The 26,533-nt window shown below is 35.3% G+C and carries 25 protein-coding genes; 6 read left to right on the forward strand and 19 right to left on the reverse strand.

What is annotated here, in order from left to right:
• Positions 1-8 precede the first annotated feature (8 nt).
• The 3 genes from ACWV26_RS12550 (at position 9) to ACWV26_RS12560 (ending at position 2,569) form a co-directional block, all read left to right on the forward strand.
• Positions 9-1,091: a CotH kinase family protein gene (locus ACWV26_RS12550; protein ID WP_455895075.1), complete on the forward strand. Its 1,083-nt coding sequence runs from the start codon at positions 9-11 to the stop codon at positions 1,089-1,091.
• 30 nt (positions 1,092-1,121) lie between these two features.
• Positions 1,122-1,502, forward strand: coding sequence for an SET domain-containing protein (locus ACWV26_RS12555; RefSeq protein ID WP_455895076.1), 381 nt, complete (start codon positions 1,122-1,124; stop codon positions 1,500-1,502).
• A gap of 140 nt (positions 1,503-1,642) precedes the next feature.
• Positions 1,643-2,569, forward strand: coding sequence for an alpha/beta hydrolase (locus ACWV26_RS12560; protein WP_455895077.1), 927 nt, complete (start codon positions 1,643-1,645; stop codon positions 2,567-2,569).
• A gap of 590 nt (positions 2,570-3,159) precedes the next feature.
• On the opposite strand, the gene rnz is transcribed toward ACWV26_RS12560, so the two are convergent.
• Both rnz and ACWV26_RS12570 read right to left on the reverse strand, forming a co-directional pair.
• Positions 3,160-4,101, reverse strand: a complete 942-nt coding sequence (gene rnz, locus ACWV26_RS12565) for a ribonuclease Z (protein WP_455895078.1) — start codon at positions 4,099-4,101, stop codon at positions 3,160-3,162.
• A gap of 14 nt (positions 4,102-4,115) precedes the next feature.
• Positions 4,116-5,357, reverse strand: a complete 1,242-nt coding sequence (locus ACWV26_RS12570) for a DNA polymerase IV (protein WP_455895079.1) — start codon at positions 5,355-5,357, stop codon at positions 4,116-4,118.
• Between the two features lie 243 nt (positions 5,358-5,600).
• Between ACWV26_RS12570 and ACWV26_RS12575 the strand changes: the two genes are divergently transcribed.
• Positions 5,601-6,143 (forward strand): GNAT family N-acetyltransferase, encoded by a 543-nt coding sequence (locus ACWV26_RS12575; RefSeq protein WP_455895080.1) that lies wholly within the window; start codon positions 5,601-5,603, stop codon positions 6,141-6,143.
• Positions 6,144-6,210: 67 nt separating this feature from the next.
• Here the strand turns inward: ACWV26_RS12575 and ACWV26_RS12580 are convergent, their stop codons facing one another.
• The 4 genes from ACWV26_RS12580 to mce all read right to left on the reverse strand — a co-directional run bounded on the left by ACWV26_RS12580 (position 6,211) and on the right by mce (position 10,384).
• Positions 6,211-6,696, reverse strand: coding sequence for a chemotaxis protein CheW (locus tag ACWV26_RS12580; RefSeq protein WP_455895081.1), 486 nt, complete (start codon positions 6,694-6,696; stop codon positions 6,211-6,213).
• 27 nt (positions 6,697-6,723) lie between these two features.
• Positions 6,724-7,845 carry a M20/M25/M40 family metallo-hydrolase gene (locus ACWV26_RS12585; protein WP_455895082.1) on the reverse strand — a complete coding sequence of 374 codons (1,122 nt, stop codon included), beginning with the start codon at positions 7,843-7,845 and terminating at the stop codon, positions 6,724-6,726.
• 567 nt (positions 7,846-8,412) lie between these two features.
• Entirely contained in the window at positions 8,413-9,966 is a 1,554-nt protein-coding gene (locus tag ACWV26_RS12590) for an acyl-CoA carboxylase subunit beta (protein WP_455895083.1), read from the reverse strand.
• 7 nt (positions 9,967-9,973) lie between these two features.
• On the reverse strand, positions 9,974-10,384 hold the full coding sequence (gene mce, locus ACWV26_RS12595) for a methylmalonyl-CoA epimerase (RefSeq protein WP_455895084.1): 411 nt from the start codon (positions 10,382-10,384) through the stop codon (positions 9,974-9,976).
• Positions 10,385-10,508: 124 nt separating this feature from the next.
• On the opposite strand from mce, the gene prli42 reads away from it, so the two are divergent.
• Complete coding sequence (gene prli42, locus ACWV26_RS12600) at positions 10,509-10,604, forward strand: stressosome-associated protein Prli42 (RefSeq protein ID WP_455895085.1); 96 nt, start codon at positions 10,509-10,511, stop codon at positions 10,602-10,604.
• Between the two features lie 408 nt (positions 10,605-11,012).
• Here the strand turns inward: prli42 and ACWV26_RS12605 are convergent, their stop codons facing one another.
• From ACWV26_RS12605 to ACWV26_RS12615, 3 genes are all read right to left on the reverse strand, one after another.
• On the reverse strand, positions 11,013-11,345 hold the full coding sequence (locus tag ACWV26_RS12605) for a hypothetical protein (RefSeq protein WP_455895086.1): 333 nt from the start codon (positions 11,343-11,345) through the stop codon (positions 11,013-11,015).
• A 201-nt stretch (positions 11,346-11,546) separates the two neighbouring features.
• Complete coding sequence (locus ACWV26_RS12610) at positions 11,547-11,720, reverse strand: hypothetical protein (protein ID WP_455895087.1); 174 nt, start codon at positions 11,718-11,720, stop codon at positions 11,547-11,549.
• 130 nt (positions 11,721-11,850) lie between these two features.
• Positions 11,851-13,686, reverse strand: coding sequence for a DNA ligase D (locus tag ACWV26_RS12615; protein ID WP_455898248.1), 1,836 nt, complete (start codon positions 13,684-13,686; stop codon positions 11,851-11,853).
• A 112-nt stretch (positions 13,687-13,798) separates the two neighbouring features.
• Between ACWV26_RS12615 and ku the strand changes: the two genes are divergently transcribed.
• Positions 13,799-14,626 carry a non-homologous end joining protein Ku gene (gene ku, locus ACWV26_RS12620; protein ID WP_455895088.1) on the forward strand — a complete coding sequence of 276 codons (828 nt, stop codon included), beginning with the start codon at positions 13,799-13,801 and terminating at the stop codon, positions 14,624-14,626.
• Between the two features lie 64 nt (positions 14,627-14,690).
• Here the strand turns inward: ku and ACWV26_RS12625 are convergent, their stop codons facing one another.
• From ACWV26_RS12625 to ACWV26_RS12670, 10 genes are all read right to left on the reverse strand, one after another.
• Positions 14,691-15,695 (reverse strand): aromatic acid exporter family protein, encoded by a 1,005-nt coding sequence (locus ACWV26_RS12625; protein ID WP_455895089.1) that lies wholly within the window; start codon positions 15,693-15,695, stop codon positions 14,691-14,693.
• 60 nt (positions 15,696-15,755) lie between these two features.
• Entirely contained in the window at positions 15,756-16,196 is a 441-nt protein-coding gene (locus ACWV26_RS12630; RefSeq protein WP_455895090.1) for a BrxA/BrxB family bacilliredoxin, read from the reverse strand.
• A 95-nt stretch (positions 16,197-16,291) separates the two neighbouring features.
• A complete protein-coding gene (dacB, locus tag ACWV26_RS12635) occupies positions 16,292-17,749 on the reverse strand; it encodes a D-alanyl-D-alanine carboxypeptidase/D-alanyl-D-alanine endopeptidase (protein WP_455895091.1) in 1,458 nt (485 codons plus the stop codon).
• An 86-nt stretch (positions 17,750-17,835) separates the two neighbouring features.
• On the reverse strand, positions 17,836-18,270 hold the full coding sequence (locus tag ACWV26_RS12640; protein ID WP_455895092.1) for a DUF1801 domain-containing protein: 435 nt from the start codon (positions 18,268-18,270) through the stop codon (positions 17,836-17,838).
• A 128-nt stretch (positions 18,271-18,398) separates the two neighbouring features.
• Positions 18,399-18,824 (reverse strand): GatB/YqeY domain-containing protein, encoded by a 426-nt coding sequence (locus ACWV26_RS12645; protein ID WP_455898249.1) that lies wholly within the window; start codon positions 18,822-18,824, stop codon positions 18,399-18,401.
• 197 nt (positions 18,825-19,021) lie between these two features.
• Positions 19,022-20,479: a D-alanyl-D-alanine carboxypeptidase/D-alanyl-D-alanine endopeptidase gene (gene dacB / locus ACWV26_RS12650; protein ID WP_455895093.1), complete on the reverse strand. Its 1,458-nt coding sequence runs from the start codon at positions 20,477-20,479 to the stop codon at positions 19,022-19,024.
• Positions 20,480-20,632: 153 nt separating this feature from the next.
• Entirely contained in the window at positions 20,633-21,367 is a 735-nt protein-coding gene (locus tag ACWV26_RS12655; protein ID WP_455895094.1) for an SDR family NAD(P)-dependent oxidoreductase, read from the reverse strand.
• Positions 21,368-21,547: 180 nt separating this feature from the next.
• Positions 21,548-22,627, reverse strand: a complete 1,080-nt coding sequence (gene meaB, locus ACWV26_RS12660) for a methylmalonyl Co-A mutase-associated GTPase MeaB (protein WP_455895095.1) — start codon at positions 22,625-22,627, stop codon at positions 21,548-21,550.
• Complete coding sequence (scpA, locus tag ACWV26_RS12665; RefSeq protein ID WP_455895096.1) at positions 22,627-24,774, reverse strand: methylmalonyl-CoA mutase; 2,148 nt, start codon at positions 24,772-24,774, stop codon at positions 22,627-22,629. Before scpA ends, meaB begins: the two co-directional genes overlap by 1 nt.
• Positions 24,771-26,429, reverse strand: a complete 1,659-nt coding sequence (locus ACWV26_RS12670; protein ID WP_455895097.1) for a methylmalonyl-CoA mutase family protein — start codon at positions 26,427-26,429, stop codon at positions 24,771-24,773. The genes scpA and ACWV26_RS12670 overlap by 4 nt, the downstream gene beginning before the upstream one ends.
• Positions 26,430-26,533 lie beyond the last annotated feature (104 nt).

The raw sequence follows: 26,533 nt of genomic DNA on the forward strand, positions 1-26,533 counted from the left end.
GTGTATAAATGTCTAAAATGATTCCATCTTATTTCTTAAAGATTGAAGACGAGGAATTAAATACATTAAGGAAAAATTTATTCAATGACTATACAGTTCCGGCAACATTAAAGGTTGAAAACACCTCCTATCCAATTGAAATCGGCTATAGAGGTTCTTACACTCGCAAATTTCGAAAAAGATCCTATACGATTGATTTCGAAGAAGAAAGCTTTTATGGGGCAAGTAAAATCCATCTAAATGCAGAATATAGAGACCCATCCCTTATACGTAATAAATTGTCTCTTGATTTCTTTCAAGATCTAGGCGTGCTATCACCTGACTCACAACATATCAATCTATACCGAAATGGCATATTAAAAGGGGTATATCTACAATTAGAATCAGTTGATGATATGTTTTTAAAAAAGAGAGGGCTTCCATCTGGTCCAATCTACTATGCTGTAAACAATGATGCAAACTTTTCATTGACCAGGGAAGATAAACCAAAAAAATCTAGATTATCAGGCTATTATCAAGCAGCTGGTAAAAAATCAGATAATGAATTGCTTCGTGAATTTATCACTACAATCAATACAACTCCTACATCTGAATTCCCTGATATGATTACGCAATATCTTCATCTTGATAAATTTTTCAGTTGGCAAGCTGGAGCAGTTTGTACGATGAATAATGATGGATTTACGCACAACTACGCCCTATATCGTAATAGTGAAACCGGTTTGTTTGAAATACTTCCTTGGGATTATGATGCGACTTGGGGTAGAAAAGTAAGTGGCGGCTTAATGGAGCATACCTACGTACCAATCGGTGGTAAACCTGGTAACAAACTTTGCTATTTACTATTAGAATCACCAGAGTTAAGGAGTCTTTACAGAGAAAAATTAGAAGAAATCCTCGAGACGAAATTTACCGTTGACTATATGGAAGAGAAAATACTTTCCTTACACCAATCCATTCGCCCTCATCTGATTCTTGATCCATATAAAAAGAAGAAAATCGATATTTTCGATAATGAGCCTGACGTTTTTTTCCAATTCATTCGTAAACGTAATGATTTCTTAAAGAATCAATTAAAACTTCTTGTTTAAATTATTAAAATTAAAGGAAGGAGTACTACAATGGGACCAATAGAATTAAGAGATACAGGTAAATATGGAAGAGGCCTTTTTGCTACGCGTAATATTAAGAAAGATGAGTTAGTTGAGGTTTCACCAGTTATCGTATCACCACATGATGAATGGAATGACTTAAAAAAGACAACTCTCTTTCATTATTGCTATAAATGGGGAAATGGCGGTGACGATACAGCCCTCGCATTAGGGCTTGGTTCTCTCTTTAATCATTCATATTCTCCTAATTTAACTCTTAAAAATAACGAAGAAAATTTATCCATAGACTTTTATGCATTACAAGACATTAAAGAAGGAGAAGAATTAACGATTAATTATCATGGGGATCCTGATAACAAAAATCCTCTCTGGTTTGAAGTTATTGAATAATTGATAATCATAATTAAATGGATAAACGCAGAAATAATTATATTCTGCGTTTTTTTATTTTAAACCCAAGTTTTTCTATAGGATTAATATTTTTTGTGGTATACTAACTTTAATATTCTTTTACGGAAGGACGATTGGATATGACATTAACTAAAGAATCATTAGATTATATAGAAGCGCATAAAGGTATACAATATTACGAACAAACTGTAGAAGAAGCGAGAGCAGAAAGAACAAAGAAATCTATTCACCAAGTTCATGTTGAGGGGATTGCCAAAGTTGAAGACTTACTAATAACCGTTTCAGATGGGGCACAAATTACTGTAAGGGCATATATACCAGAAGGGAGCGGACCATTCCCTATTATTATTTACTATCATGGTGGAGGCTTTGTTTTTGGAGACCCAGATTACGTTGATGGAGGGTGCCGTTATTTAACTGCTTCCAGTAAATCAATTGTTCTATCCGTTGATTACCGCCTTGCACCTGAGTTTTCCTTCCCTATTCCAGTACAGGATAGCTATGATGCACTACAATGGGTTTATGAGCATGCAGCAAAGCTCAATGGTGATCCTTCAAAATTATTTGTTGCTGGTGATAGTGCAGGAGGAAATATAGCTGCAGTCGTTTCTCAATGGACTGTTGAAAAAGGTGGACCAAAAGTTTTAGCACAAGCGCTAATCTACCCTGTGACAAATTTCAATTTTAATACTTCCTCTTACGAACAATTTGGAGAAGGATATGGTTTAGATCGAGATGGTATGATTTGGTTCACAGAACAATATCTTACGAATTCAAAGGATCGTCTAAATCCTTCAGTGTCACCTTTATTATCGAAAAAATTACATGACCTACCACGAACAATAGTAATCTCTGCAGAAAATGATGTTTTATTAGATGAAGGGATTGCCTATGTAACTCGATTACATGAAGCAGAGGTTGAAGCAAAACATATTATTCTTCCTGGGCTCATTCATAGCTATTTTAGCAAAATGGAATTCTTTGAAGAGGATACTCGAAAGACGACTGAATTAATAGCTGAATTTTTTATCGAAACCTTGGATTAACATGCTCTCAAATCTCTATTTTGAGAGCATACGTAACTAATTCATCAAGTCAAAAGTGCTAAATTTTATTTTGTTGCAAAAATTTATCTTATTTCTTGGCTTTAGCACATATGGATATAGTAATGTTAGCATATGATACAATCCAAGCTATAACAGATTTGACTAGTGGTGCAGTTAAATCGAGTTGTAGCTTGAGGTTGAATCCTCCTTCAATTCAGACTGATGGATACGTTTTTCTTCCTAACTACACCCTATCGAATGCGTATTCTATCAGTCTGAATACGTTCGTAGAAAGGCACTGCCTCTTGTGCCGGGAAAGCGCAAAAAATCGCCAATGGGCTAGCAATCCGATGGCGATTTTTTGCTTGTTTTTGTAATGACTAAATAGTACCAGCCGGTCCTAGTATTGACTAAAGTCTGCATTCGTATTATCACTCAATTCCTCATTGTCATTTTAATCACTCGAGTATTCATTTGATTTACTCAGAACCTCATTAGATTCACTTATGTCTATATTAAAACCACCGGAATCTAAATAATCCACTCATTAATCTTTTCAAGCAATGTGCCATCGAGTAAAACTTTAATCATTATTGTATAAATATTACTTCTCCATGTTGCCAATTGAATTCATCAAAATCATTGACTATATATGAATTTGGCATGATTTCTTTTACTTGTTGTAGCATTTTTTCGATATCACTTGTGAAGAATCGAGCACTTAAATGATTTAATAATAGATACTTTGCTTCAGCTTGAACTGCCACTTTTGCTGCATCTATATTCGTTGAATGCCCATAATTTGCGGCTAACTCCTCTGTAGTGTGATCGAATGTCGCTTCATGAATCACGATATCTGCATTTTCACTTAAAGTAATCGCGTTTTCGCAATATCTCGTATCGCCTAATATGGCAACAGTAAAGCCTTTTTTGGGTGGCTCAGTTACATCTTCACTTCGAATAATTTTGCCATCTTCTAAAGTTACATCCAGACCAGTCTTCAACTGACCTAAGAGAGGCCCTTTTGGCACCCCTAAGTTAATAGCCTTTTCAACTTGAAGTGCACCAGGTAACGGTTTTTGTTCGACACGATAGCCAAAGCAAGGAATGACATGCTGAAGTGGCATTGCCCTTACCATAAAATCTTCATCTTCAAAAATAATGCCTTCTTCAACTTCTACATACTCAATGGAATAATTTAGATGGGTTTGAGATGTTACTAACGTTAACTCTATCCATTCTTTTAACCCTTTTGGTCCGTATATTGTAAGGGGGGTTTCACCACCTAAAAAAGAACGTGACCCAAGTAATCCAGGTAATCCATAGATATGATCGCCATGTAAATGAGTGACAAAAATTTTCTCTAGTTTTCTTGGTTTAATCGGAGTATGTAAAATTTGGTGTTGTGTTGCTTCTCCGCAATCAAATAACCAAATCGTTCCCCTTTCCTCTAATAATTTTAATACTAAAGAGCTTGTATTACGCATTTTCGAAGGCATGCCTGCACCAGTGCCTAAAAATTGAATTTGCAAACCTTTCGTTCCTCCTATTGTTTATGATCATTTAAAAAGTCCTTACTAAAGCTAGTTTGGGATTCATATGTTGTTTTCTTTACATCCTTAATCCCTTTTGTAATAATGTCTTGGCCAAATTTAGTTTTTAATTCTTCCAAGACTTTCAAAACAGGCTCTTCTTTTGCATATTTTTGATAGGTAAAGATGGATAATTGCTCAACTGTATCTTTTTTATCTATAACATTGCTTACGGTTACACCTAGTAATCTTAATGGAGAGCCGTCCCAATGTTTTTCAGCAAGTTCTAGCGCTATTTCATAAATATCTTCTTTTTTAAATATTGAATTCGAAATAGTTTTACTTCTGCTACTATTATGCCAATCTGAATCACGGATCATTATGGATACAGTATACCCAGCAAGATTCTTTGCATCCAAACGTTTCGCTACTTTTTCACAAAGAATTTCAATATTACTCTTCAACTCTGAGAATTCTATTAAGTCTATAGGAAATGTCATTGAGTTTCCAATCGATTTTGTATCATATATGGAGTTTGGGTCCACTTCCCTTTTATCTACACCATTGGCGCGATCCTTTAAACGAACTCCGTTTTTTCCAAGACTCTCCTTGATGATATGTTGTTCAATCCTTGCCAAGTCCCCTATTGTGTGGATTCCTATAGTTTCGAGTTTCTTTGCAGTGCTTTTCCCTACTCCATGCATCTCAATGACTGGTAATTGCCACAATAATTTGGGCACTTCCCTTTTTCTTAGAATGGTGATCCCCATTGGCTTTTTCATGTCAGATGCAGTTTTAGCTAGAAACTTATTTGGAGCAATCCCAATGGAACAAGGTAAATCTAATTCATGTAAAATACGCATTTGAATTGATTCCGCAAGATCAACTGCATCTATTCCATGAACAAGCTCTGTAACATCCATATACCCTTCATCGATGGAAACCGGTTCCACAAGAACTGTATAGGATCTAAGAATGGCAAACATCGCTTGTGAAGCCTTTCGGTACCGTTCAAAGTTAGGTGCCATAAGAATTAGTTCAGGACATTTACGCTTAGCTTCCCATACGGCCATAGTGGTGTAAACACCCTTCGCCCTTGCTTCATATGAACACGTAACGAGGATTCCTTTTCGTTCTTTTGGATTTCCCGCAATAGCTATAGCCTTCCCCTTCAACTCTGGATTATAGGCTTGTTCGACAGAAGCATAAAAACAGTTCATATCAATATGAAAGATAATTTTACCAGTATGCACCATTTTTATACCCCCTTAAAAATTTTAATACTAAATTATTATATCAAGATGTGCAAAGAATGTACGGAAATTACTATTAGTTAATTAATTTTCAAATAACTCACTTCTTTTTAGTATGCATTCTTTTTTTAGTCAAAAAAATTTATATCGACACTTTAATATTTTTGATGGATAATAGAAAGAATTAATAAAATTTTCCATCATACATTAAACCAATCATATTTCATTACGAAGGGAGTACTACATATGATTCATGTTTCAAATGAACTTTTATTAAGACCTGTCAACACACAAGATGCTGTTGTATTATTTTCATTAACAGATTTTGACCGAATGTATTTAAGAGAATGGCTTCCTTGGGTTGATGGGACAAAAAGTTTGAAGGATACGCAAGAGTACATTGCTTTTAGTCAAAAAGGTGAAAAAGATGGCACATTACTAAACTTAGCAATTATTTGGAAAGGTGATGTAGTTGGAATTACTGGTTTCAACAATATTGACCATACACATCGTATTGGCAAAGTCGGTTATTGGCTAGGCAACTCATTTCAAGGACATGGTCTTATGACACAATCAGTTAAGGCATTAACAGACTATGCTTTTAAAGAATTACATTTAAACAAAGTAGAAATCCGTGCAGCTGTTGGCAATAAAAAAAGCCGGAGTATCCCGGAACGTCTCGGGTATATTCAAGAAGGTATTTTACGAAGTAATGAATGGCTTTATGATCATTTCGTCGACCATTCTGTTTATAGTATGCTTTGTGATGAGTGGAATAACGAAAAGTAAAAAGAGATAAGACAATACTAAAAAGCGAAAACCAGAAGCAGTTGATTCTGCTTCTGGCTTATTTTGTTTATTTAATTTCTTGCAATTCCTTTTCTGCAAGAGATTTGACATATGCTTTAATCTCTTTAACGCCCTCTAAACAATTGACTAATACTTCTGGTGATACGATCGTAATCATTCGTTGTTCAAGATTTGCTACTGCTGTAAAGTACTGAGTTTTTGAATAGTTGAAAAGTCCAACTTGTTTTAATTGTTGTTCTTCAATATCTAAAATTTCCTTTGCTTCCAAAACTAGTAGACCAAAGATAAAATCATCTGCCGTTACGACAATCATTTTAGCATCAGATGAATCCATTGGTTTATGATATAATATTTGTTCAAAATCTAATATAGGAATCAGTTCATTTCGGACTTTTGTTAATCCCAGTACATAGTCAGGTAAATGAGGAATGCGATTTGTGAAATCTTGTTTTTCTATTGATATTACTTTTTCAACAGGAATGGCGTATTCCTCTTGTCCACAGCGAAAGACCACTACTTTTATATTTGTCATATATTCACGCTCACTTCGTAAAATGGTTTATTTTACTTTTGCTGAACATTTAACGATTTCCACTAAAAGATCAGCTAGTTTTTCTAATTCTTTGACAGGAATTCTTTCTTCTGTTGTGTGAATGTTTTCATAACCTACAGATAAATTAACAGTTGGGATGCCGTATCCTGCAATAACGTTCGCATCACTACCTCCACCTGATTGCATAAGTTTTGGTTCACGATTGATATTTTTTGCTGCTTCTACTGCTACTTTTACTACTAGATCTTCTGGACCAAAGTGGAATCCTGGATACATACGTTTTACTTCTACAACTGCAGTTCCACCCATTTCTTTAGCAGCAGTTTCAAACGCTTCTTTCATGTGATTTTCTTGAGCAACAAGTTTTGCTTCATCTAAAGAACGACATTCAGCTAATACAGATGCTTCGTCACAAACGATATTTGTTGCTTTTCCACCTTCAAATCGACCGATATTGGCAGTTGTTTCTGAATCGATTCGACCTAAATTCATTTTAGCTACAGCTTTTGCTGCAATAGTGATTGCAGAGATCCCTTTTTCAGGTTCAACACCAGCATGTGCAGTTTTTCCTTTTAATGTGGCGAAAATTTTTGTTTGGAATGGAGCAGCAGTTACGATTCCACCAACTAAACCATCAGAATCAACTGCAAAACCATATTTTGCATAGACTTTATCACGTTCTAATTCTTTTGCACCTTCAAGTCCAGATTCTTCACCAGCAGTAATGATATATTGGATATCACCATGTTCGATTTTTTCTTCTTTTAAGCGTTTTGCTAATTCTAATAATCCAGCAAGTCCTGCTTTGTCATCTGAACCAAGGATAGTCGTACCATCTGAGTAGATATAGCCATCTTCTTTGATTATTGGCTTAACCCCAACTCCCGGAACCACTGTATCCATGTGTGATGTAAAGTATATTGGTTGAGCATCTGCTAATGTTCCTTTTAACGTTGCAATTAAATTGCCAGAAGCATGTCCATTTCGACTTGCAGCATCATCTTCGTAAACATCGAAACCTAGTGCTTCTAATTTACTTTTTAATACGGGTGAAATGTTTTCTTCATGATATGTTTCTGAATCAATTTGTACTAATTCTAAAAATTCTTCAACGATACGACTTGGCATCATACAAGACTCCTTTAATCTATGGTAGAAACCCTACCTTATTCCTAGACAATTTTATCACAAAATCACGGAAATGACTTATTTTGGTTGTACTTCTTTATTTCTTATAAAAGGTTGGGCGTTTCTATGTACTTTTAAACGATTAACGTTTAGATTTTCAAATCCATCCCCATATTCTTCTTATTACATTCATTGCAAATAGAGGCTATAAATTCCCCCACAAATTCAGAGGGATTATTTACGCCTCTTAATCTGCTTTTAAGCCAAATGAAATTCCACCCCCAATTTGCTAGCAATTCTTACCCTTAGTTTATTATAAATAGATAGTTTGATTAAATTCTTACCTCCAAAGAATTAAGAAATTAAACTACCTATTTTTTTGGAATGATTTTTAGAATTGTAGCTATAGTAATATATTCAAAAACAATACAAAGATTCAGGCCATAGCCATGAAATAAGAGGGTATCCATTTCTTTCATTCTCTTTTTTAATAAGAAAAAAGCAATCTCAAAACCGTAAACGGTTGAAATTGCTTTTTATCATTTAATTTACTTTTCAATTCTTCATTTACAAAGGAATATTCCCGTGTTTCTTATAAGGTCTAGATTCTTTCTTCGTACGAAGCATTTCAAGTGATTGCATCAGTTTAATACGCGTTTCACGTGGATCGATGACATCGTCTACTAATCCGTGAGATGCTGCAACATATGGATTTGCGAATTTTTCTTTGTATTCTTCTATTTTTTGAGCACGTGTGCTTTCAGGATCTTCAGATTTTGCAATTTCACCTGCGTGGATAATATTTGCTGCACCTGCTGCACCCATTACGGCGATTTCCGCATTTGGCCAAGCATAGACCATATCTGCACCAATTGCTTTTGAGTTAAGTGCCACATATGCACCACCATAGGCTTTGCGTAGAATCACTGTGATTTTTGGTACAGTTGCTTCTGAATACGCGAATAAAATTTTCGCACCGTGACGGATTATTCCACCATGTTCTTGTTTAACGCCAGGGAAGAATCCGGAAACGTCTTCAAATGTAATGATTGGTACATTAAATGAATCACAAGTACGAACAAAGCGTGCTAGCTTGTCAGATGAATTGATATCTAGTCCACCTGCAAGTACTTTTGGTTGGTTACATACTAGACCAACTGATTCCCCGTCGATTCGTGCAAAACCTACAACGATGTTTTTCGCAAAGTCTTTTTGTACTTCCATAAATGTTCCTGTATCTACAACTTGTTCAATTACTTTGCGCACATCATAAGCTTTTGTTTGGTCGACTGGTACTAAATCAAGTAGTTCTGAACGGTAGTTGTCATCATGATCTTTTTCAACTTCAACTGTTGGTGCTTTTTCTGTGTTATTTTGTGGTAAGTAGCTAAGTAATTGTTTGATTTGTTCAATTGCAGCTTCTTCGTTTTCAGCACGGAAGTGTGCATTACCACTTACAGAGTTATGAACTTTAGCACCACCAAGGCCTTCAGAAGAAATCTTCTCTCCAGTTACTGTTTCAATAACTTTTGGCCCTGTGATGAACATTTGTGATGTTTTATCAACCATTAATATAAAGTCTGTTATAGCTGGAGAATATACAGCGCCACCAGCACATGGTCCCATGATGACTGAGATTTGTGGAATGACACCAGAATAGATTGAGTTACGATAGAAGATATGGCCATAACCATCAAGTGATAATACACCTTCTTGAATACGGGCACCGCCTGAATCGTTAATGCCGATGAATGGTGCGCCGTTTTTGGCTGCTAAATCCATAACATTCGCAATTTTCATTGCATGCATTTCTCCAAGCGCACCACCGAAAACAGTGAAGTCTTGTGAAAATAGATAAACTGGACGGCCATTTACTTTACCGTAACCTGTTACAACACCATCTCCAGGACCTTCTTTTTTCGCCATATCAAAATCTACTGTTCGGTGTTTAACGAAAGGATTAATTTCTACGAATGTTCCTTCGTCTAGTAATAACTCAATACGTTCGCGAGCTGTCAACTTACCTTTTTCATGTTGCTTGTCGATTCGTGCTTCGCCACCACCCAGTTCAATTTCGCGTTTTCGATCATATAATTCATCAATTTTATCGTACATATCCATATGTCAATTACCCCTTTGTTTGACTTCTGTCTACTAATTCATAAAGCACACCGTAAGATGATTTCGGGTGAATGAAAATAACCTTTGCACCACCTGCACCAATCTTTGGTTGTTCAGATAAAAGTCGTGCCCCTTCTGTGCGCATTTTATCAATTTCTTGCTCTATATTCGTTACAGCTAAAGCAACATGGTGAATGCCCTCACCACGCTTTTCCAAAAATTTATAGATAGCGCTTTCTTTTGTCAGTGGCTCTAAAAGCTCAATATGCGTATTTCCCGCATCGATAAATGCCACGCGCACTTGTTCTGACTCTACTTCTTCAACATTGATCAGTTTCATGCCTAGCACATTTGTATAGTATGTAATTCGTTCATCTAAATCTTTAACGGCTATACCAATATGATCAACATTCTCCATGGATCCCCCACTCCTTCATTGTTGTATAACACAATTCTACCGGAATTTTTCAGAAAACTCTAGTACTTGTTTAATAATTAATATTTGTTAAAATAATTTTAAGGAAAAAAAGGAGAGAACGAGAATGAGCAATAAGAAAGTACAGAAAATTATTGTTATGTTAATGGCTATTATAATGGTATTGTCCATGTTAACATTTGGTCTAGCTATGATAAAATAAATAAAACAACAGACTTATTGATAGAATACAATAAGTCTGTTGTTTTATTTTCTGTTATAATTTGTTACCATTCATAATTTTCTTTCCTGTTTATTAAGTTTGAAGGAATGAAATAGCCATACAACCCACACAATGATATATGCACTCAATGCTAAAATGCCTGGCATTAATACAAGCCACCAGGACCACGAAACAAACCCTAACAGTTTAAGAGCCATGAAGATAATTGTTAAAACTTCTGCAAACCCCAATTTCATTCTCACTCCTTACATGCTCATCTATTCACGTTCGTTTTCCATAAATTCTTTTTGTTATTCCTAGTATTACCAAATCCTAAATTTCTATGTACTTATTCCATCGATTTCAACTAAAAAATAAAAGCACCTCTTTTAGAGAGATGCTTTATTTCTATTTATTTTCATTTTCTAATTCTTTAACTGTTTCTTTGACTACCAGTAAAATCTCTGTGTAATATTCCTTATGATAATTACAGTAGCGAGCGGTTTCTTCAAGGTTTGCAAGCTCCTTTTCAATTTCTGCTACCATATCACTGATGATTAGTTGGGTCATGCCACTACTAACTTTGCTATAGGCATGAGCTAATATTTGTCTTCTTTGCGCTAATTCCTTTTGTTTTTCAATTGATTGAAAAGATTCTTCTGTCATCTTTTGAATTTTTGATTCAATGTCATCTATTAACGATGACACAATATTCGTTTTTTCTTCTCTTAATTGGATCATTTACTCACTCACCCCACGACGATTTTATATTTGTTTTTCTTCTAGTACTATATTATTGATTTGATAGAGAAAATATTCCCTTAATTGACTATCAATTTCATAAGTATATTTCAAGCTTATATACAGCCTATGTTGTTGCCAATAATGTTTCGACACAAATGAGGCGGTAATAAAAATCATTTATTACCGCCAAACTTTTTTCTATTCTAAGTTTTGTCTAGCTGTTTCATTAGATTTTTTTCTTTTTTCTTTGAAAAGTTCAAAATTACTCTTTTTTGTTTTTACCTTTTTCATGATAGGTTGTGCAGAAAAGTCCTCTCCCATTTCTTCTCTACCAAACATACCATGTGATTTTGGAATTTCTTTATTCGACATTTTCCTTCCTCCCATTCATTTATTTTTATTACGGTATTAGTTTACCTTTTCTGTTTTAACTTTATACTGTTCCACTTTTGGCATATTTATGGCGATGTGATTCCATAATGAAGAGCAAAATTTTAAATTACTAATCAATAATTTCGAGTTGTTCAAGGATTTTTGTGAAGGATTTTTCATTTATTGTTTTGGCATTTGTAAATTGAAAAAATGGATTACCATGTTTTTTTATTCGCTCACAAACGGCCGGAATTGAGAATTGGTCAGGTGTAAGAGAATTGTTAACTTCATTCCAATTTAAGGGTGTTGCAACTAACCCTTTGTCATTGCCCCTTGTAGAATAAGGGGCGATTATTGTTTTTCCTTCACGATGTTGCACATAGTCTAGATATAACTTGTTGTGCCGGTTCTTTTTTAATCGTTCTATCGTGAACCATTGTGGATTTTGCTCGATAAGAAAATCGCACACAAATTTTGTGAACAAGCCTGTTTCTTCATATGAAAATGTATTGAATGGTAAAGGAATATAGATTTGCATTCCTTTTCCACCGGAAGTTTTGATAAATGATTTTAGTTTAAATTGATCAAATATTGCTTTCATTTGAACGGCTGCTTCCACAGATAATGAGAATTCCTCTACTGATGGTGGATCTAAATCGAAGACTATTTCTGTAGGCATATCCGTTTGCAGTGGTTGGAATGGTATATGATATTCAATGGCTAATTGATTACCTAGCCATAATAGTGTTTCAATATTGTTACATACTATCGAGCTGGAGTCCTCATTTTTCACAGTAGTTATAAATTCTGGAACATGTTCCGGACTGCTTTTTTGATAAAAACTTTCTCCGGGCACACCATGTGGAAAACGAATGAGTGTTAATGGGCGATTACGAAGAAAAGGTAACATTAATGGTGCTATATTTTGTAAATAGTATAAAAAATCATCTTTTAGGATATCCATAGCTGGAAAAACAGGCTTATCTGGATGCGTGATTTCAAAGGTTTTGGGAAGCGGTTGAAGTTGACGTAACATATGTCGCCAATCACATTCTTGCGGATCAACATTTAATTTAAAGGCATGAAATCTTGGCTCTCGTAGCATTCCCCCAAGGAAATCAATGCAGGCAATTTCAACGCAAATAGAAGGCTGTAATTCATAAATCTCCCCCTTTTTCATTGTTCCATTTTCTTCAAAAAAAGCTGTTAAAGTACCAAACTCTTCTTTTTTTAACCCATGCTTAAAAGAAACTACTTCAATCAATTCATCATCATTAAATACTGCACCGTTAAAAAATCCATTATTTTTATCAAATTTGGTTAAAATAACAGTTACATATCGCCAATTTTTTATCTTTAACCAATTGGTCGTCCTTTTATCACTAACCCATTTGCTATTTGCCTTTTTTGCAATAAGCCCTTCGCCGTTACACACTTGTATATTTTTCCATAATTCTTTGTGATTGCTGAATGCATCGATCATTTGGATTTGATGGAACTCTTCATAATTGACGGAAGTTGGAAGGCTGACCTTTTTACAAAACTGTTGTAATTTAGCCTTTCGTGCTGTTAATGGTTGACTGGTTAAGTCCTTTCCATTCGTTTGTAAAACATCAAAAACGATTAAATGGCACGGAAATGCTCTAGCATGTTTTTCTATTGAATTTTGACTTCGCATTCGCCCACGTAATTGCACTTGTGAAAAATCACTTTGGAAATTATTTATTAAAAAGACCAATTCCCCATCTAATTGTATAGGCAAATAAGGACTAAATAGCTCCTTCTTCTCTTGTAAATAATCAATAATCTCAGGAAATTGTGGATTCAACACTTTACCATTTCTGCTGATTAGGACTGGTTCTTCTTCCCAATTTAAAATGCAACGAAATCCATCATATTTTGTTTCGTATGTCCATTCTTCACCAACTGGTATTTCATCTGTTTGTGTCAATAGCATTGGTTTCAACAATCATCCAACCTTCGTACTTTTTTATTAGCTTTTGATGATTTCAAAATTCTGATACATAAAAAACCTTATTATCTTGAATAATAAAGTCAAAAAGGGGTGAATGTAAAAAATGCATACTGTTTGGAAAGGGAGTATTAGCTTTGGTTTAGTCAATATTCCAATCAAATTACATGCTGCCACTGAAGATAAGGATGTTAAGTTAAGACAGCTTCATAAAGAATGTAATACACCTATTAGTTATAAAAAGGTCTGTGAAAATTGCAATAAAGAAGTACATGAAGAAGATATTGTAAAAGCATACGAATATACGAAAAATAAATTTGTCGTTTTGGATGCTGAAGACCTTGAGAATCTAAAAAAGGAAAACGAAGATAAAGCAGTAGAAATTATCGATTTTGTGAAATTGGAGGAGATTGATCCAATTTATTTTGAAAGAAGCTATTTTATGTCACCTGATGCTACTGGAAGCAAAGCCTATACTTTGTTGAGAAAAACGTTAGAGGATTCAGGAAAAATTGGAATTGCGAAAATTATGATTCGCTCAAAAGAACAATTAGCAATTGTGCGAGTCTATCAAGATACCTTAGTAATGGAAACAATCCATTATCCTGATGAAGTTCGAAATATAAGTGACGTTCCCAACATCCCTAGCGAACAATTAGTAGTTCAAAAAGAACTTGAAACAGCACTAATGTTAGTTGATCAACTCACAACAACCTTCGAGCCTACTAAATATACAGACGATTATCGCACAGCCCTCATGGAATTAATCGAAGAAAAGAAAAACGAAAATACCGTAACCGCAAATAACGTTGAAAAAGAAGTTCCAAATAACGTTACCGATTTAATGAGTGCTTTACAAGCTTCCCTCAATAAGACCAAAAAGAAAACGACTACAAGAAAGAGAACGAAAACATTAAAAGAGAAAACATCTTAAATAGTAATGCCCCTAAACTTTTGGTGATAGTTTTAGGGGCAATTTATCCTATTATTATTGAGAGCTATCCTGCATTTTGTCGTTTTGTCTTTCTCGCCAAACTCCTACGTGATGGGGTAATTCCTTTGAAGTCTTGCTTGATTGCAAGATATCTATCCATTTCTTCAATGAAAATATAGAGTGATGACATAGCCAAAAATTTCTCATGCGAAGTTGGCAAAGGTAATTTTGCAAAATTCACTTTGACATCTTCAAGTTTACTCCGGTATTTCCTTGCTGTATTACCTGAATGGACATTTTGAGATAGTTCTTCCATAAAATCTGCTACTAACTTTGCTTGTTGAACAATAACAGGTAGACTTGTTACTTTCGGTAGTACCCTTTCAATAATCTCTAGTTGTTGTTCTCTGATATCAAAATATTGATAGTAAAGATTTTCGTGACGTGTCAAATGATTTTCTACGTCTTGGTATGCCAATGCTTTTGCTTTATTAATTACGATACTTACTTCAACAAGTTCTTTCCCATCCCAACTTGTATCGCCATTTCTCAAATATTTCGTAATTTCTTTGAAAATAGAAGTATACAATTCTTCAATTTTCAATCGATATTCTTCTAGTTTTTGCTGAATATCTGGCATATACATATTCACTGCTAATGCGGTACCGAAGCCGATTAACATTAATAGTAATTCATTAATCAAAAGATTCCATGTAAAATTTGCTGTTGAAAATATATGTAAAATAATAACACTTGATGATACGAATCCTGGTGCTACTTTGATCATGACAAGTATTGGTAAGAAAAGTAATACCATGAGGCCTAATATCCACGGATGGTATCCCAGTAATTCAAAAAAGGCGACAGACATGACAATCCCAATTAAGGATGCCATGACCCTTGTATAGACTGCATGCACTGATTTTCTTTTAGTTGGCTGGATACATAGTATGGTTAAGATTCCTGCTGATGTGAAGAACTGTATGTGAAAATATTGTGCAATCCCTATGGAAATGGCAACTCCCAAGGCAGTTTTTAAAATTCGATAGCCTATGTGAAACTTTTTCAAAGATAATCACCCCTAAAAAAAAGAGCACTATATGAATATAGCGCTCTTCAATTTACAATATTAAACTTCTTCACAAAATTCTTCGAAGTAACCTTGGATATTTGTAATAACTGACATTGGATCATGTCCTTCAATTTCATGACGTCCAATTTCAGCAATGGGTTTACCATCTTTTAATAGTACAAATGATGGTGATGATGGAATATGGTCTTCACCAAAGTGCATACGTGCTTGAGCAGTTGCTTCTTTGTCTTGACCTGCAAAAACTGTCACTAAGTGGTCTGGGCGTTTGTCATAATTGATCGCATGAACAGCAGCTGGACGTGCGATACCACCTGCACAACCACATACAGAGTTAACCATTACAAAAGTAGTACCTTTACGGTTAAAGGCATCTTCTACTTCTTCAGGTGTTTTCAATTCTTCATAGCCATTTGCTGTCATTTCACCACGTGCTTGGCGTAGCATATCTTGCATAAATAAATCATAATCCATATTCATGTTCATCGCTCCTTTTTTCTTCAACTATTACTATAACAGGAGTTGAGTTGGTTTTCAAAATAGTTGTTTAAAAACATATTTAAATAATTGGAATTTCACAATTCCTTCGCCATTATTTCTACAATTTCATCTATTGCCGGAATAGTTCCTTTTTGTTTTTGGACCAGGATGCTAAAGATATATGGTTTTCCGCTTTTGGCTGTGAGATACCCACTTAGTGTATTTACGCCATCTATTGCCCCGGTTTTTGCATATACTTTTCCTTTTGTTATTGGACTTTTCAGTCGATTCCGAAGAGAACCGCCTATCATGCGATTGCTATTTGCTGACGTTGGTAAGCTACTAAAAAATGTTCCATACCAAGGTGTTTCTCCTCTAACGATAAAGAGTAGCTCTGTTAGATCTTTACTTGATACTCTGTTTTTATGTGACATGCCTGAGCCATCTTCAAATGACCATTCTTCAACTTCTAAATGCCTTGAGTAAGCATATTGCTTCAACACACTGAGTCCGGCTTTGGTACTTCCTTGCCCCATTCTTACCTTTCCCATTGTTTTTACCAGAATATCCGCTATACCATTATTACTCAATTTCATAAAAGGAACCATTAATTCTGAAAGAGGGATTGATTGTTTTTGTACAATAAGCCTTGCGTTTTTAGGTGTTTTTTCACGATATATTTTTCCTTTAGGATATTGAATATTATTTTTTTTAAGTGAATGAGTAAATAAAGTTAGTGTATGCGTCGTTGGATTTGGAACGGTGATCCATTCTTGCAATGATTGTTTAAGAGGTACATTGCCACTTATGACCACTTTGTTTTTTCGATATTCACGTTCTATTTTAATCGTACTATACTGATTTTCCCCTACTGTCTTTGCATTGTTTTCTATAACTAATTCTCCTAATTCAGGTGTCACTGTAATTCTTGGTTTTTTGCCTACTTTTTCACCCTTCGCTTCTATTAAAACAGTCCCACTATCGTAATCATAATCCGGTGATACAGTTAGTGCTGTTACGGGAGCTGCATAATAATAGGATTCATCCTCTTTTTGAATATCAGGGGTTAACAAATCTTGATCAAACCAATAATCATCTCCAACAATTCGGCCATCGATTTTTTTTAAGCCTTGTTCTGCAAAAAAAGATGCTAAATTATTTAGGTCTTCAACGGTTAATGTAGGATCACCTGTTCCTTGAATGTACAAATCACCATGTAAAACTCCTTTTTTTACTTTCCCCGTCATATAGAAATTGGTTTGGAAACGGTAGTTTTGCCCTAATTCTGCTAAGGCTGCTGCACTTGTTAACAGTTTCATATTAGAAGCAGGTTTTTGCTTTCGCTCTGCATTGAAGTCGTAAATCATATCTCCATCTTGATTTCTAACAGCGATGCTTACTTCTGCATTTGGCAATTTAGTTTTTACAATTTTTTTTACGGATTCATCAAGGTTTTGAAAGTTTGGGCTACTTGCTTCAACAGTCGTCTGAACACCTATCCAACCGAAAGTTAACATACAAGTAAACAGAAATATGCGAAACTGTTTTAGCATTAGTACCTCCTTTATTAGTTAGATATATAGTAGAATGTATTTCTTATTCTATCCGTTTCTCAATTGAACATTACATCAATTAATGATTATTTTCTGTTTGCTTCATAACATTCAATCCACTTTTCCGCAGATATTTTCGAAGCCAATTCTCCTATTAATTCATATGGAATATTTTTGGTGTTTGTAAAACGAACACAGCTTTTACCCATATTTAATTTTGTTGGCACTACTTTACTATATTCATCTTGAAACCAATTTAGTATTTTCGGTTCGCCATAGATGCCCATATGATATAAAGCGATATGTCTTTTTTGTGCGGCTAGACTAATGAAAGGTAATGGTGTATCGGGTGTTACATGATAACCGTTTGGGTAAATAGAAAAAGGTACAACATAACTAATCATTCCATATTGCATTTTCTTCTCAAAACCTTCTGGTATATTAGTATCTATCACATCCATTATTCGAATAAACCCATCTTTCCATTTTTCATCCATCGTTTCGATATATTCTTCAAACATTCACTACATCTCCTTTATGTTTCAATATCCTACCCTTTGATCTAAAATCCATTATCTTATTTTTAACATAACAAAAACGCCCGAATTAAAACAATTAATTCGGGCGTTTCTTTTCATCTTATTAATAATTAGATTAAACTTTTAACAGTTTTTGCAATTAATGCTCCATCTGCTATTCCAGTAAGTAATGGTTTTGCAATTTTCATTGCATCTCCCATATTCATGCCGGAAGTTATACCTGCTTCTTTTAGTAACTCAACGACTTTTTCTTCAGATAATTGTTCAGGTAAAAATGATTTTAATAGAACTAATTTTGCTTGTTCTTGTTCAATCAAATCTGAACGGTTTGCTTTTTCTGCACCTTCTAATGCTTGGTGCGTTTGTTTAATTTCACGATTAATAATTGCTATTTCTTCCTCATGTGTTAACTCAGAGCCTTTTTCTTTTTCTGCTATATCAAGATTTGATTTTACAATCGTAAGGACACCTTTTGATAATGTATCTTTTTCTTTCATAGCTTTTTTTAGTTGCTCAAAAACAGCTTTTTTTAACATATTACTCATTCCTTCTTTATTCAATTAAAATTATTATAACACTTTTAAGAGATATTAATGGTTTCAGTGATTCTCGTCTTGCTTTCCTCGATATTTTAAATTGTATCCACGTTTTAACTAATTTATATCATTGTTCAATTTTAATTGAATAAAAAAAGGAAGATGCTCTAAATACATCTTCCTCTTCTACCTATAATTTATAATTGCTCAGCCATTACTTCTACAATTGCATCAATCGCTGGAATTGTCCCTGATTTATCTTGTACTAAAATACTAAATGTATAAGATTTACCACTAAATCCTGTCACATAACCACTTAGCGTATTCACACCACTTAATGATCCTGTTTTAGCGAACACTTTTCCAGCAGTAAGTGGAGATTTTAATCGATTTCTAAGCGTTCCCCCAACCATTCTTTCCGAATTTGCAGCAACTGGCAGACTGTTGATATAGATGTTGAACCAAGTCTCCTTTTGAACAGTGAACAAAAGATGAGTTAAATTAATACTTGATACTCGGTTACTATGTGACATACCTGAGCCATCTTCAAAAGACCAATCTTCAATATTTAATTGGCGAGATTTGGCATATTGTCTTAGCACTTTTAATCCAGCTTCTGTACTACCTTTATTCATTTTTACTTGTCCCATGGTCTTTACTAAAATATCAGCAATTCCATTATTACTTAATTTCATATACGGAATCATCAATTGGGAAAGTGGCATTGATTGTTTTTGAGCAATCAAATTCGCACTTTTCGGAGTCTTTGCACGATAAAACTTGTCATTTGAATAGTGAATCTTATTTTGTTCAAGTAGATGTTTGAACATAGTGACTGTGTGAGTCGTTGGATTTTGTACAGTAACCCATTCTTTTAAACTTTTATTGATAGGTAAATTACCACTTACAACAATCCTATTGGTTCTAAATTTGCGTTCAATTGTTAATGTATTTGCCTGACTTGCTTCAACTGTTTGTCCATTATTTTCAATAACTAGATTCCCTAATTCAGGCGTGATAGAAAGAGTTGGCTTCTCCCCTACCTCTACACCTTTCGCTTCTACGATAATCGTACCGGAATCATAATCAGTATTTGGGGAAGTCGTTAATGCTGTAATGGGAGCTGCATAATAATAAGATTCGTCATCTTCTGCAATACCAGGAGTTAATAAAACTTGGTCAAACCAAAAGTCATCTGCAACAATTCGACCATCAATTTGTTTAATACCTTGGGCTGCAATACTTCTGACAAATTGTTCGAGGTCTTCTATATTTAGAGTAGGGTCACCCGTACCTTGAATATATAAGTCTCCCTTTAAGACGCCATTTTTTAATTTACCTGTTGAAAAGACATTTGTTTTAAAACGATAGTTTTGACCTAATACCTCTAAAGCTGTAGCACTGGTTAATAACTTCATATTTGATGCTGGTTTTAGCTTTTGTTCTCCATTTACATCATAGATGACTTTGCCCTGATTATCCCTAATCGCAATACTCACCTCAGCACCAGACATTTGATCATCAATGATTTTTTTGACCGCTTGATCTAGTGTTTGAATGGATGAAGTACTTGCAGCATCAGCAACAATATTTAAACCAAACATACTAAATGTGATGATACAAGCCGTTAGAAACATACTTAATTTTTTCTTCATACGATTTCCCCTTTACGATAGAATTTCAAGCTATTTTAAGTAGTTCAATATACTTTTTTCAATTCCTACTAATATAGGAAAATCAGTTCTATCGATAGAGTTTTTCGCGTTTTTTAAGGTATTAAATCACTAATACACTTACTCAATATATTTTCAATCTTCATATATCATTTTCTTCGTCATTCCACCATCAACCGTAATATTTTGACCAGTGATAAAGTCATTCAGCGGATGGGTTAAATATAGACAAGCTCGAGCAATATCTTCTGGTTTCCCTACTCGGCGTGCTAGATGTTGAGAATGATCGCTTTCTGATAATGCATTATAATCACCTGTTTCAATCCACCCAGGGGAAATACAATTTACATTTATACCATCTGGTCCAAGGGATCGCGCCAATGCATGAGTTAAAGCGATTATTCCCCCCTTTGTTGCGGCATAGGATTCAGTATTAGGTTCAGACATAAATGCCCTTGTGGATGCCATGGACACAATCCTGCCTCCGTTTTCATTTTCTTTCATATATTTTGCAGCTTCACGTGAACAAAGAAATACACTTCGCAAATTTGTATTTATAACGTCATCCCACTCATCAACAGTCGATTCATAGGGTGTAACCGGAGAAAATATTCCTGCATTATTAATTAAAACATCTATCTTACCATAATACTCCACTGCCTTTTTCATCAATTTTATTATCTGTTCTGGTCTTCGTACATCCGTTTGAACAAAGATTGCATTATTCCCTATCTCATCAGCAACTTTACTTCCTAATGGATTCATATCCGCTAACACAAGATTTGCATGTTGACTCGCATACATTCGAGCAATTGAATTGCCTATTCCTTGCGCTGCTCCTGTTACTACTACAGTTTTTCCAGTAAACATTATTACGCCTCCTAATAATCATTTTCTCTTTCTATCTTATCCATCAACCTTTAGCTCTTAACCTTAGTAGTGAAACATGTGTAAAAATTAAAGTTTTCTGTAATATATAAACAATTATACTGATACCAAATCTGCACCTTCACTTCTTTATTCATAAAATAAAAAAAGACTGAGCAAAAATCACTCAGTCTCTTTCGGAAATAGCTGCTCCACACCTTGTGCTACAGTTATCTGTCCCTGTAGTATTTTTTGTTCTAGAGTTAGTACCTGATTTTTTCTTTCTGGATTTCCGTAGAAGGAATCGATTAGGTGATCGTGAATCATCGATTGGAACCAGTCGGTTGTTTGTTTACTTCGCCGATTGACCCATACCCCATTTTCTATTCCTTTAGTCTGGAATTCCAAAATTGTTTCGAGTATATTGTCTAGACCTTTATTTTCATAGGAGGAGGCAGTCATTGACCTTGTTGTCCATCCTGGTGTTGCAGGTTGTAATAGATGCACAAATTGTTTATATTCTGCAGCTGTTTTTTTGGCATTGCGTACATTATCGCCATCTGCTTTGTGAACAACAATCGTATCGGCTAATTCCATAATGCCTTTTTTCATGCCTTGTAGTTCATCGCCTGCACCAGTCAATACTAGCAATAAGAAGAAATCAACCATACCGCGTACAATTGTTTCACTTTGTCCAACGCCTACCGTTTCAATCAATATGATATCGTAGCCAGCTGCTTCACATAAGAGCATCGTTTCACGTGTTTTCTTATGCACCCCACCCAGTGTACCAGCAGATGGAGATGGTCGGATGAAAGCATTTTTTTCCCGGGATAGTTCTTCCATTCTCGTTTTATCTCCTAAAATACTGCCTCCGGTAACGGTTGAACTTGGATCAATTGCTAATACGGCTACTTTATGACCTTGATTGCAAAGCATTTTGCCAAAGGTTTCGATAAATGTACTCTTTCCCGCTCCAGGAACACCCGTGATTCCAATACGGATAGATTTTCCTGTATAAGGGAGGAGCTTTTTCAATAACTCCTGCCCTACAACTTTATCTTCAACATTAGAACTTTCAATAAGGGTTATAGCTTTAGCTAGGAATAATCGAGAGCCTTCTCGTACTTCTTTCGCTAGTGATTCCAAGTCAAGATTATCTTTCTTTTTCTTGACGAACTTTTTTCGCTTTGTTGGTTCCATACCATCGTGAATCGCTTTTACACCTGGTTGTACAAAAAGCGCAGATTCTTTCTCAGTCATTAAGCTTCCTCGTAGCCAAGGCGTTCATAAATAATTTCAATCATTTTTTGTGATGCGATTGGCAATACAGTACCAGGTCCAAAGATTGCTGCAGCACCATTTTCATATAGGAATTCATAATCTTGAGCTGGAATAACTCCACCAACGATTACGATGATATCTTCGCGGCCCAATTTTTTCAATTCTGCGACAAGTTCTGGAACTAATGTTTTATGACCTGCTGCTAGTGAGGATACTCCGACAACATGGACATCATTTTCTACAGCCATTTGCGCAGTTTCTTCAGGTGTCATGAATAGTGGTGAAATATCCACGTCAAAACCAAAGTCAGCATAAGCAGTTGCAACGACTTTCGCTCCACGGTCATGTCCATCTTGGCCCATTTTAGCAACTAAAATACGCGGGCGACGACCTTCATTTTCTAAGAATTCGTCTGTCATTTGTTTAATTTCTTTGATGGCATCTTCATCTGAATAGTTCGTAGCGTACACCCCACTTATTGAGCGAATAACAGCTTTATGGCGTCCAGAGACTTCTTCGATGGCATCTGAAATTTCACCAAGTGTCGCACGAGCACGAGCTGCATCTACTGCAACTGCAAGTAAGTTCTCTTCACCTGTTTCCGCTGCCTTAGTTAGACGTGCTAAGTGGCGTTTCACTTCTGCATCGTCACGCTCTGCTTTCATTTTATTGATTCGGTCAATTTGAGATTGTCTTACTATTGTATTATCAATATCTAGAATCTCAATTGGCTCTTCTTCTGAAAGACGATATTTGTTCACACCAATAATTGTTTCTGCTTTAGAGTCAATTTTAGCTTGGCGTTTTGCTGCCGCTTCTTCGACTTTCATCTTTGGAAGTCCTGTTTCGATTGCTTTTGCCATACCACCTAATTCTTCGATTTCTTCGATTAATTTCCAAGCAGATTCGGTTAATTCATCTGTCAGTTTTTCAACATAATATGAACCACCCCATGGATCGATTGTTTTAGTCATTCCTGTTTCGTTTTGCAAGAATAATTGTGTATTACGAGCAATACGAGCAGAGAAATCTGTTGGAAGTGCAATCGCTTCATCTAATGCATTGGTATGGAGTGATTGTGTATGACCCATTGTAGCAGCGTTTGCTTCAACTAATGTACGCGTTACATTATTAAATGGATCTTGTTCTGTTAGAGACCATCCTGAAGTTTGTGAGTGTGTACGTAATGCCAAACTTTTTGGATTTTTTGGATTAAATGTTGACATCATTTGTGCCCAAATACGACGAGCTGCACGCATTTTGGCAACTTCCATATAATAATTCATGCCGATTGCCCAGAAGAATGATAAACGCGGTGCAAATTTATCAATATCAATGCCCGCTTTTAACCCAGTACGAACATATTCAAGCCCATCTGCTAAAGTATAAGCAAGTTCAATATCATTCGTTGCTCCTGCTTCTTGAATGTGATATCCAGAGATTGAAATCGAATTGAATTTAGGCATGAATTTTGAAGTATATTCAAAAATATCAGCGATTATTTTCATCGACATTTCTGGTGGATAAATATATGTGTTACGAACCATATACTCTTTTAAGATATCATTTTGAATTGTACCTGATAGTTTATCAGGTGTTACGCCTTGTTCTTCCGCCGTTACAATATAGAACGCAAGAATTGGTAGAACCGCACCATTCATTGTCATAGATACAGACATTTGGTCAAGTGGAATTCCATCAAATAGAATCTTCGTATCTTCTACTGAGTCAATAGCTACACCAGCTTTACCAACGTCCCCAGTTACACGAGGGTGGTCAGAGTCATAGCCACGGTGAGTAGCAAGGTCAAATGCAACAGATAAACCTTTTTGTCCCATTGCAAGGTTACGACGATAGAATGCATTAGATTCTTCTGCAGTAGAGAAACCTGCATATTGACGAATTGTCCAAGGACGACCTACATACATTGTTGGATAGGGTCCACGTGTATTTGGCGCAATACCAGCAACGTCATTTAGATGCTTCAAACTTTCGTTGTCTTCTTTTGTATAAACACTTTTCACTTCAATATTTTCATTTGTATGGAATGTTTGATTTGAAACGGAAACTTGTTCATTTTGTAAAACATCTTCAATCGAAACTTCTGCAAAATTTGGCTTGTTCATCGTTGAACCTCCTTCAGGGTATCTTGGATGCCTTGTAATTTCTCGATAATATTTTGACCTGCATAGACAAAACCGTTTAATCCAAGGCTTTGCCAATCTTCATCAAATTTACCTGCTACATCAAGGATTACTCTTTCAGGTTTTGCAGTAATAATCGCAGGAATGACAACTTGCACATCTTCATCAATTGCGCTAAATACAACATAATCTGCAGTAGTAGCTGCTAACCATTCTTTAGCCATTTCAATATCTGTAAAAGGTTCTGTTACTTCAGGTGTGATTCCTGCTGTTGAAAGTACTCCTTTTACAAAGTCTGTACGTGGTTTAATTTTTTTGAAAATACCATAAGTTAAAATCGCCACATTGATTGGAGATTTTTTGAATTCATGTCTAAGGTCTTCGAATGGTTTGGCAATTCGATTGACTTCTAAGAAAGATTCTTGAGGTACTTCTTCTTTAGCGTTTGCAAAATCGTTTGTACCAACTAATACAGTTTTACGACGTTCTGCATCTTGAATGCGTTTTTCCATCATTTCGTCTAATTCTTTTTGAAGTTTGCCAGATTCAACATAAACTTCAATACCACCAGCGGCTTCAATTTCGATAAATTTTGCCCAAGCTTTTTTAACAAGCTCGTTCGTTAATGATTCAATGTAATAGGATCCACCAGAGGGATCTAACACTTTTGTTACATGTGATTCTTCATTAATCACTAGTGAAACATTTCGAGCGATACGAATTGATTGGTTCGTTGGTTTAGTTAAAATATCATGTGGATGTACAGTCACTACGTCCGCACCACCAATTACACTTGAAAAAGCTTCATTCCCCGTACGTAATAGATTTACATATACATCTAATTTAGAAAAGCTACGCAAGGAAGTTTCTGCAAGGATTTTAACTGGCTTCGGTTTTTCAACCCCATACCCTTTCGCAAATGCTTTCCATAACACTCTAAATGCACGAAGTTTTGCAATTTCCATAAAGAACTTTGTGTCAACTGCGAATGAAACAAAGAACTCATCTTCAAATTCTTCAAAGTCCATTTCGTCTGCTAAATCTCTAGCTTTTGACAGTGCAATAGCCAATTCTTGAACTGCATTCGCCCCTTTATAATGCACATCTTGAATGTAAGCGTTTGACATTCGAATATTCGGAAAACTCATGTTGATATGAGTATCATTTAAGACATACCCTTGTGCTTCTTTATTTTTCATATATAAGAAAACATTGATTAAATCTTGATCTTCGATTGATAGAACAAATGGATATTTATCAAGTAATGCAGCGAGTTTTTCTAATGCAGGAACATCCCATTTGAAATTAACTTTTCCAATCAAAAGATATTGATTCCCGCGTTTCATGGAATCTTCTGCTTGTTCGATAAATTCTTCAATTGAATCTCCAAATGCTTGTTGCGCTATTCCAAATACCCCTTTATCTCTCATAGCTCGAACGGTTGACACTTGCTCTTCTAATTTGTTGTCAACTTTTGCGAGTAAACTTTCTGTTGTATATAGTGGTTCAAGAGTGATACCTTCGATTGTTTTTGTGAATAATGATTCAAAAGGCTTCCCTTTCAGAGCCTTAATCGAAGCTTCTTTCCAATCATCGTAAGTAGCCTTTGTGAATTCTACTTCTTTCATGTTTGTCATACGGACGCGATGACGCTTCCCCCCTTTAGTGATTCTACACACTATTTTACACAACAATGTTGCTACATAAAAGAAAAAAAAGTCTGAAAACCGCAAGATTACGG

The sequence above is a fragment of the Rummeliibacillus sp. JY-2-4R genome (assembly GCF_053847205.1).

Coding starts and splice junctions, on each gene's coding strand:
- ACWV26_RS12580 (WP_455895081.1), bottom strand. CDS start 6,696: ATGACAAATATAAAAGTAGTGGTCTTTCGCTGTGGACAAGAGGAATAC.
- dacB (WP_455895091.1), bottom strand. CDS start 17,749: ATGCTAAAACAGTTTCGCATATTTCTGTTTACTTGTATGTTAACTTTC.
- ACWV26_RS12645 (WP_455898249.1), bottom strand. CDS start 18,824: ATGTTAAAAAAAGCTGTTTTTGAGCAACTAAAAAAAGCTATGAAAGAA.
- ACWV26_RS12670 (WP_455895097.1), bottom strand. CDS start 26,429: ATGACAAACATGAAAGAAGTAGAATTCACAAAGGCTACTTACGATGAT.
- mce (WP_455895084.1), bottom strand. CDS start 10,384: ATGGAGAATGTTGATCATATTGGTATAGCCGTTAAAGATTTAGATGAA.
- ACWV26_RS12570 (WP_455895079.1), bottom strand. CDS start 5,357: ATGGTGCATACTGGTAAAATTATCTTTCATATTGATATGAACTGTTTT.
- ACWV26_RS12560 (WP_455895077.1), top strand. CDS start 1,643: ATGACATTAACTAAAGAATCATTAGATTATATAGAAGCGCATAAAGGT.
- ACWV26_RS12585 (WP_455895082.1), bottom strand. CDS start 7,845: ATGCCAAGTCGTATCGTTGAAGAATTTTTAGAATTAGTACAAATTGAT.
- meaB (WP_455895095.1), bottom strand. CDS start 22,627: ATGACTGAGAAAGAATCTGCGCTTTTTGTACAACCAGGTGTAAAAGCG.
- ACWV26_RS12590 (WP_455895083.1), bottom strand. CDS start 9,966: ATGGATATGTACGATAAAATTGATGAATTATATGATCGAAAACGCGAA.
- ACWV26_RS12630 (WP_455895090.1), bottom strand. CDS start 16,196: ATGAATATGGATTATGATTTATTTATGCAAGATATGCTACGCCAAGCA.
- ku (WP_455895088.1), top strand. CDS start 13,799: ATGCATACTGTTTGGAAAGGGAGTATTAGCTTTGGTTTAGTCAATATT.
- ACWV26_RS12555 (WP_455895076.1), top strand. CDS start 1,122: ATGGGACCAATAGAATTAAGAGATACAGGTAAATATGGAAGAGGCCTT.
- ACWV26_RS12640 (WP_455895092.1), bottom strand. CDS start 18,270: ATGTTTGAAGAATATATCGAAACGATGGATGAAAAATGGAAAGATGGG.
- scpA (WP_455895096.1), bottom strand. CDS start 24,774: ATGAACAAGCCAAATTTTGCAGAAGTTTCGATTGAAGATGTTTTACAA.
- ACWV26_RS12550 (WP_455895075.1), top strand. CDS start 9: ATGTCTAAAATGATTCCATCTTATTTCTTAAAGATTGAAGACGAGGAA.
- ACWV26_RS12575 (WP_455895080.1), top strand. CDS start 5,601: ATGATTCATGTTTCAAATGAACTTTTATTAAGACCTGTCAACACACAA.
- ACWV26_RS12610 (WP_455895087.1), bottom strand. CDS start 11,720: ATGTCGAATAAAGAAATTCCAAAATCACATGGTATGTTTGGTAGAGAA.
- ACWV26_RS12605 (WP_455895086.1), bottom strand. CDS start 11,345: ATGATCCAATTAAGAGAAGAAAAAACGAATATTGTGTCATCGTTAATA.
- ACWV26_RS12655 (WP_455895094.1), bottom strand. CDS start 21,367: ATGTTTACTGGAAAAACTGTAGTAGTAACAGGAGCAGCGCAAGGAATA.
- dacB (WP_455895093.1), bottom strand. CDS start 20,479: ATGAAGAAAAAATTAAGTATGTTTCTAACGGCTTGTATCATCACATTT.
- prli42 (WP_455895085.1), top strand. CDS start 10,509: ATGAGCAATAAGAAAGTACAGAAAATTATTGTTATGTTAATGGCTATT.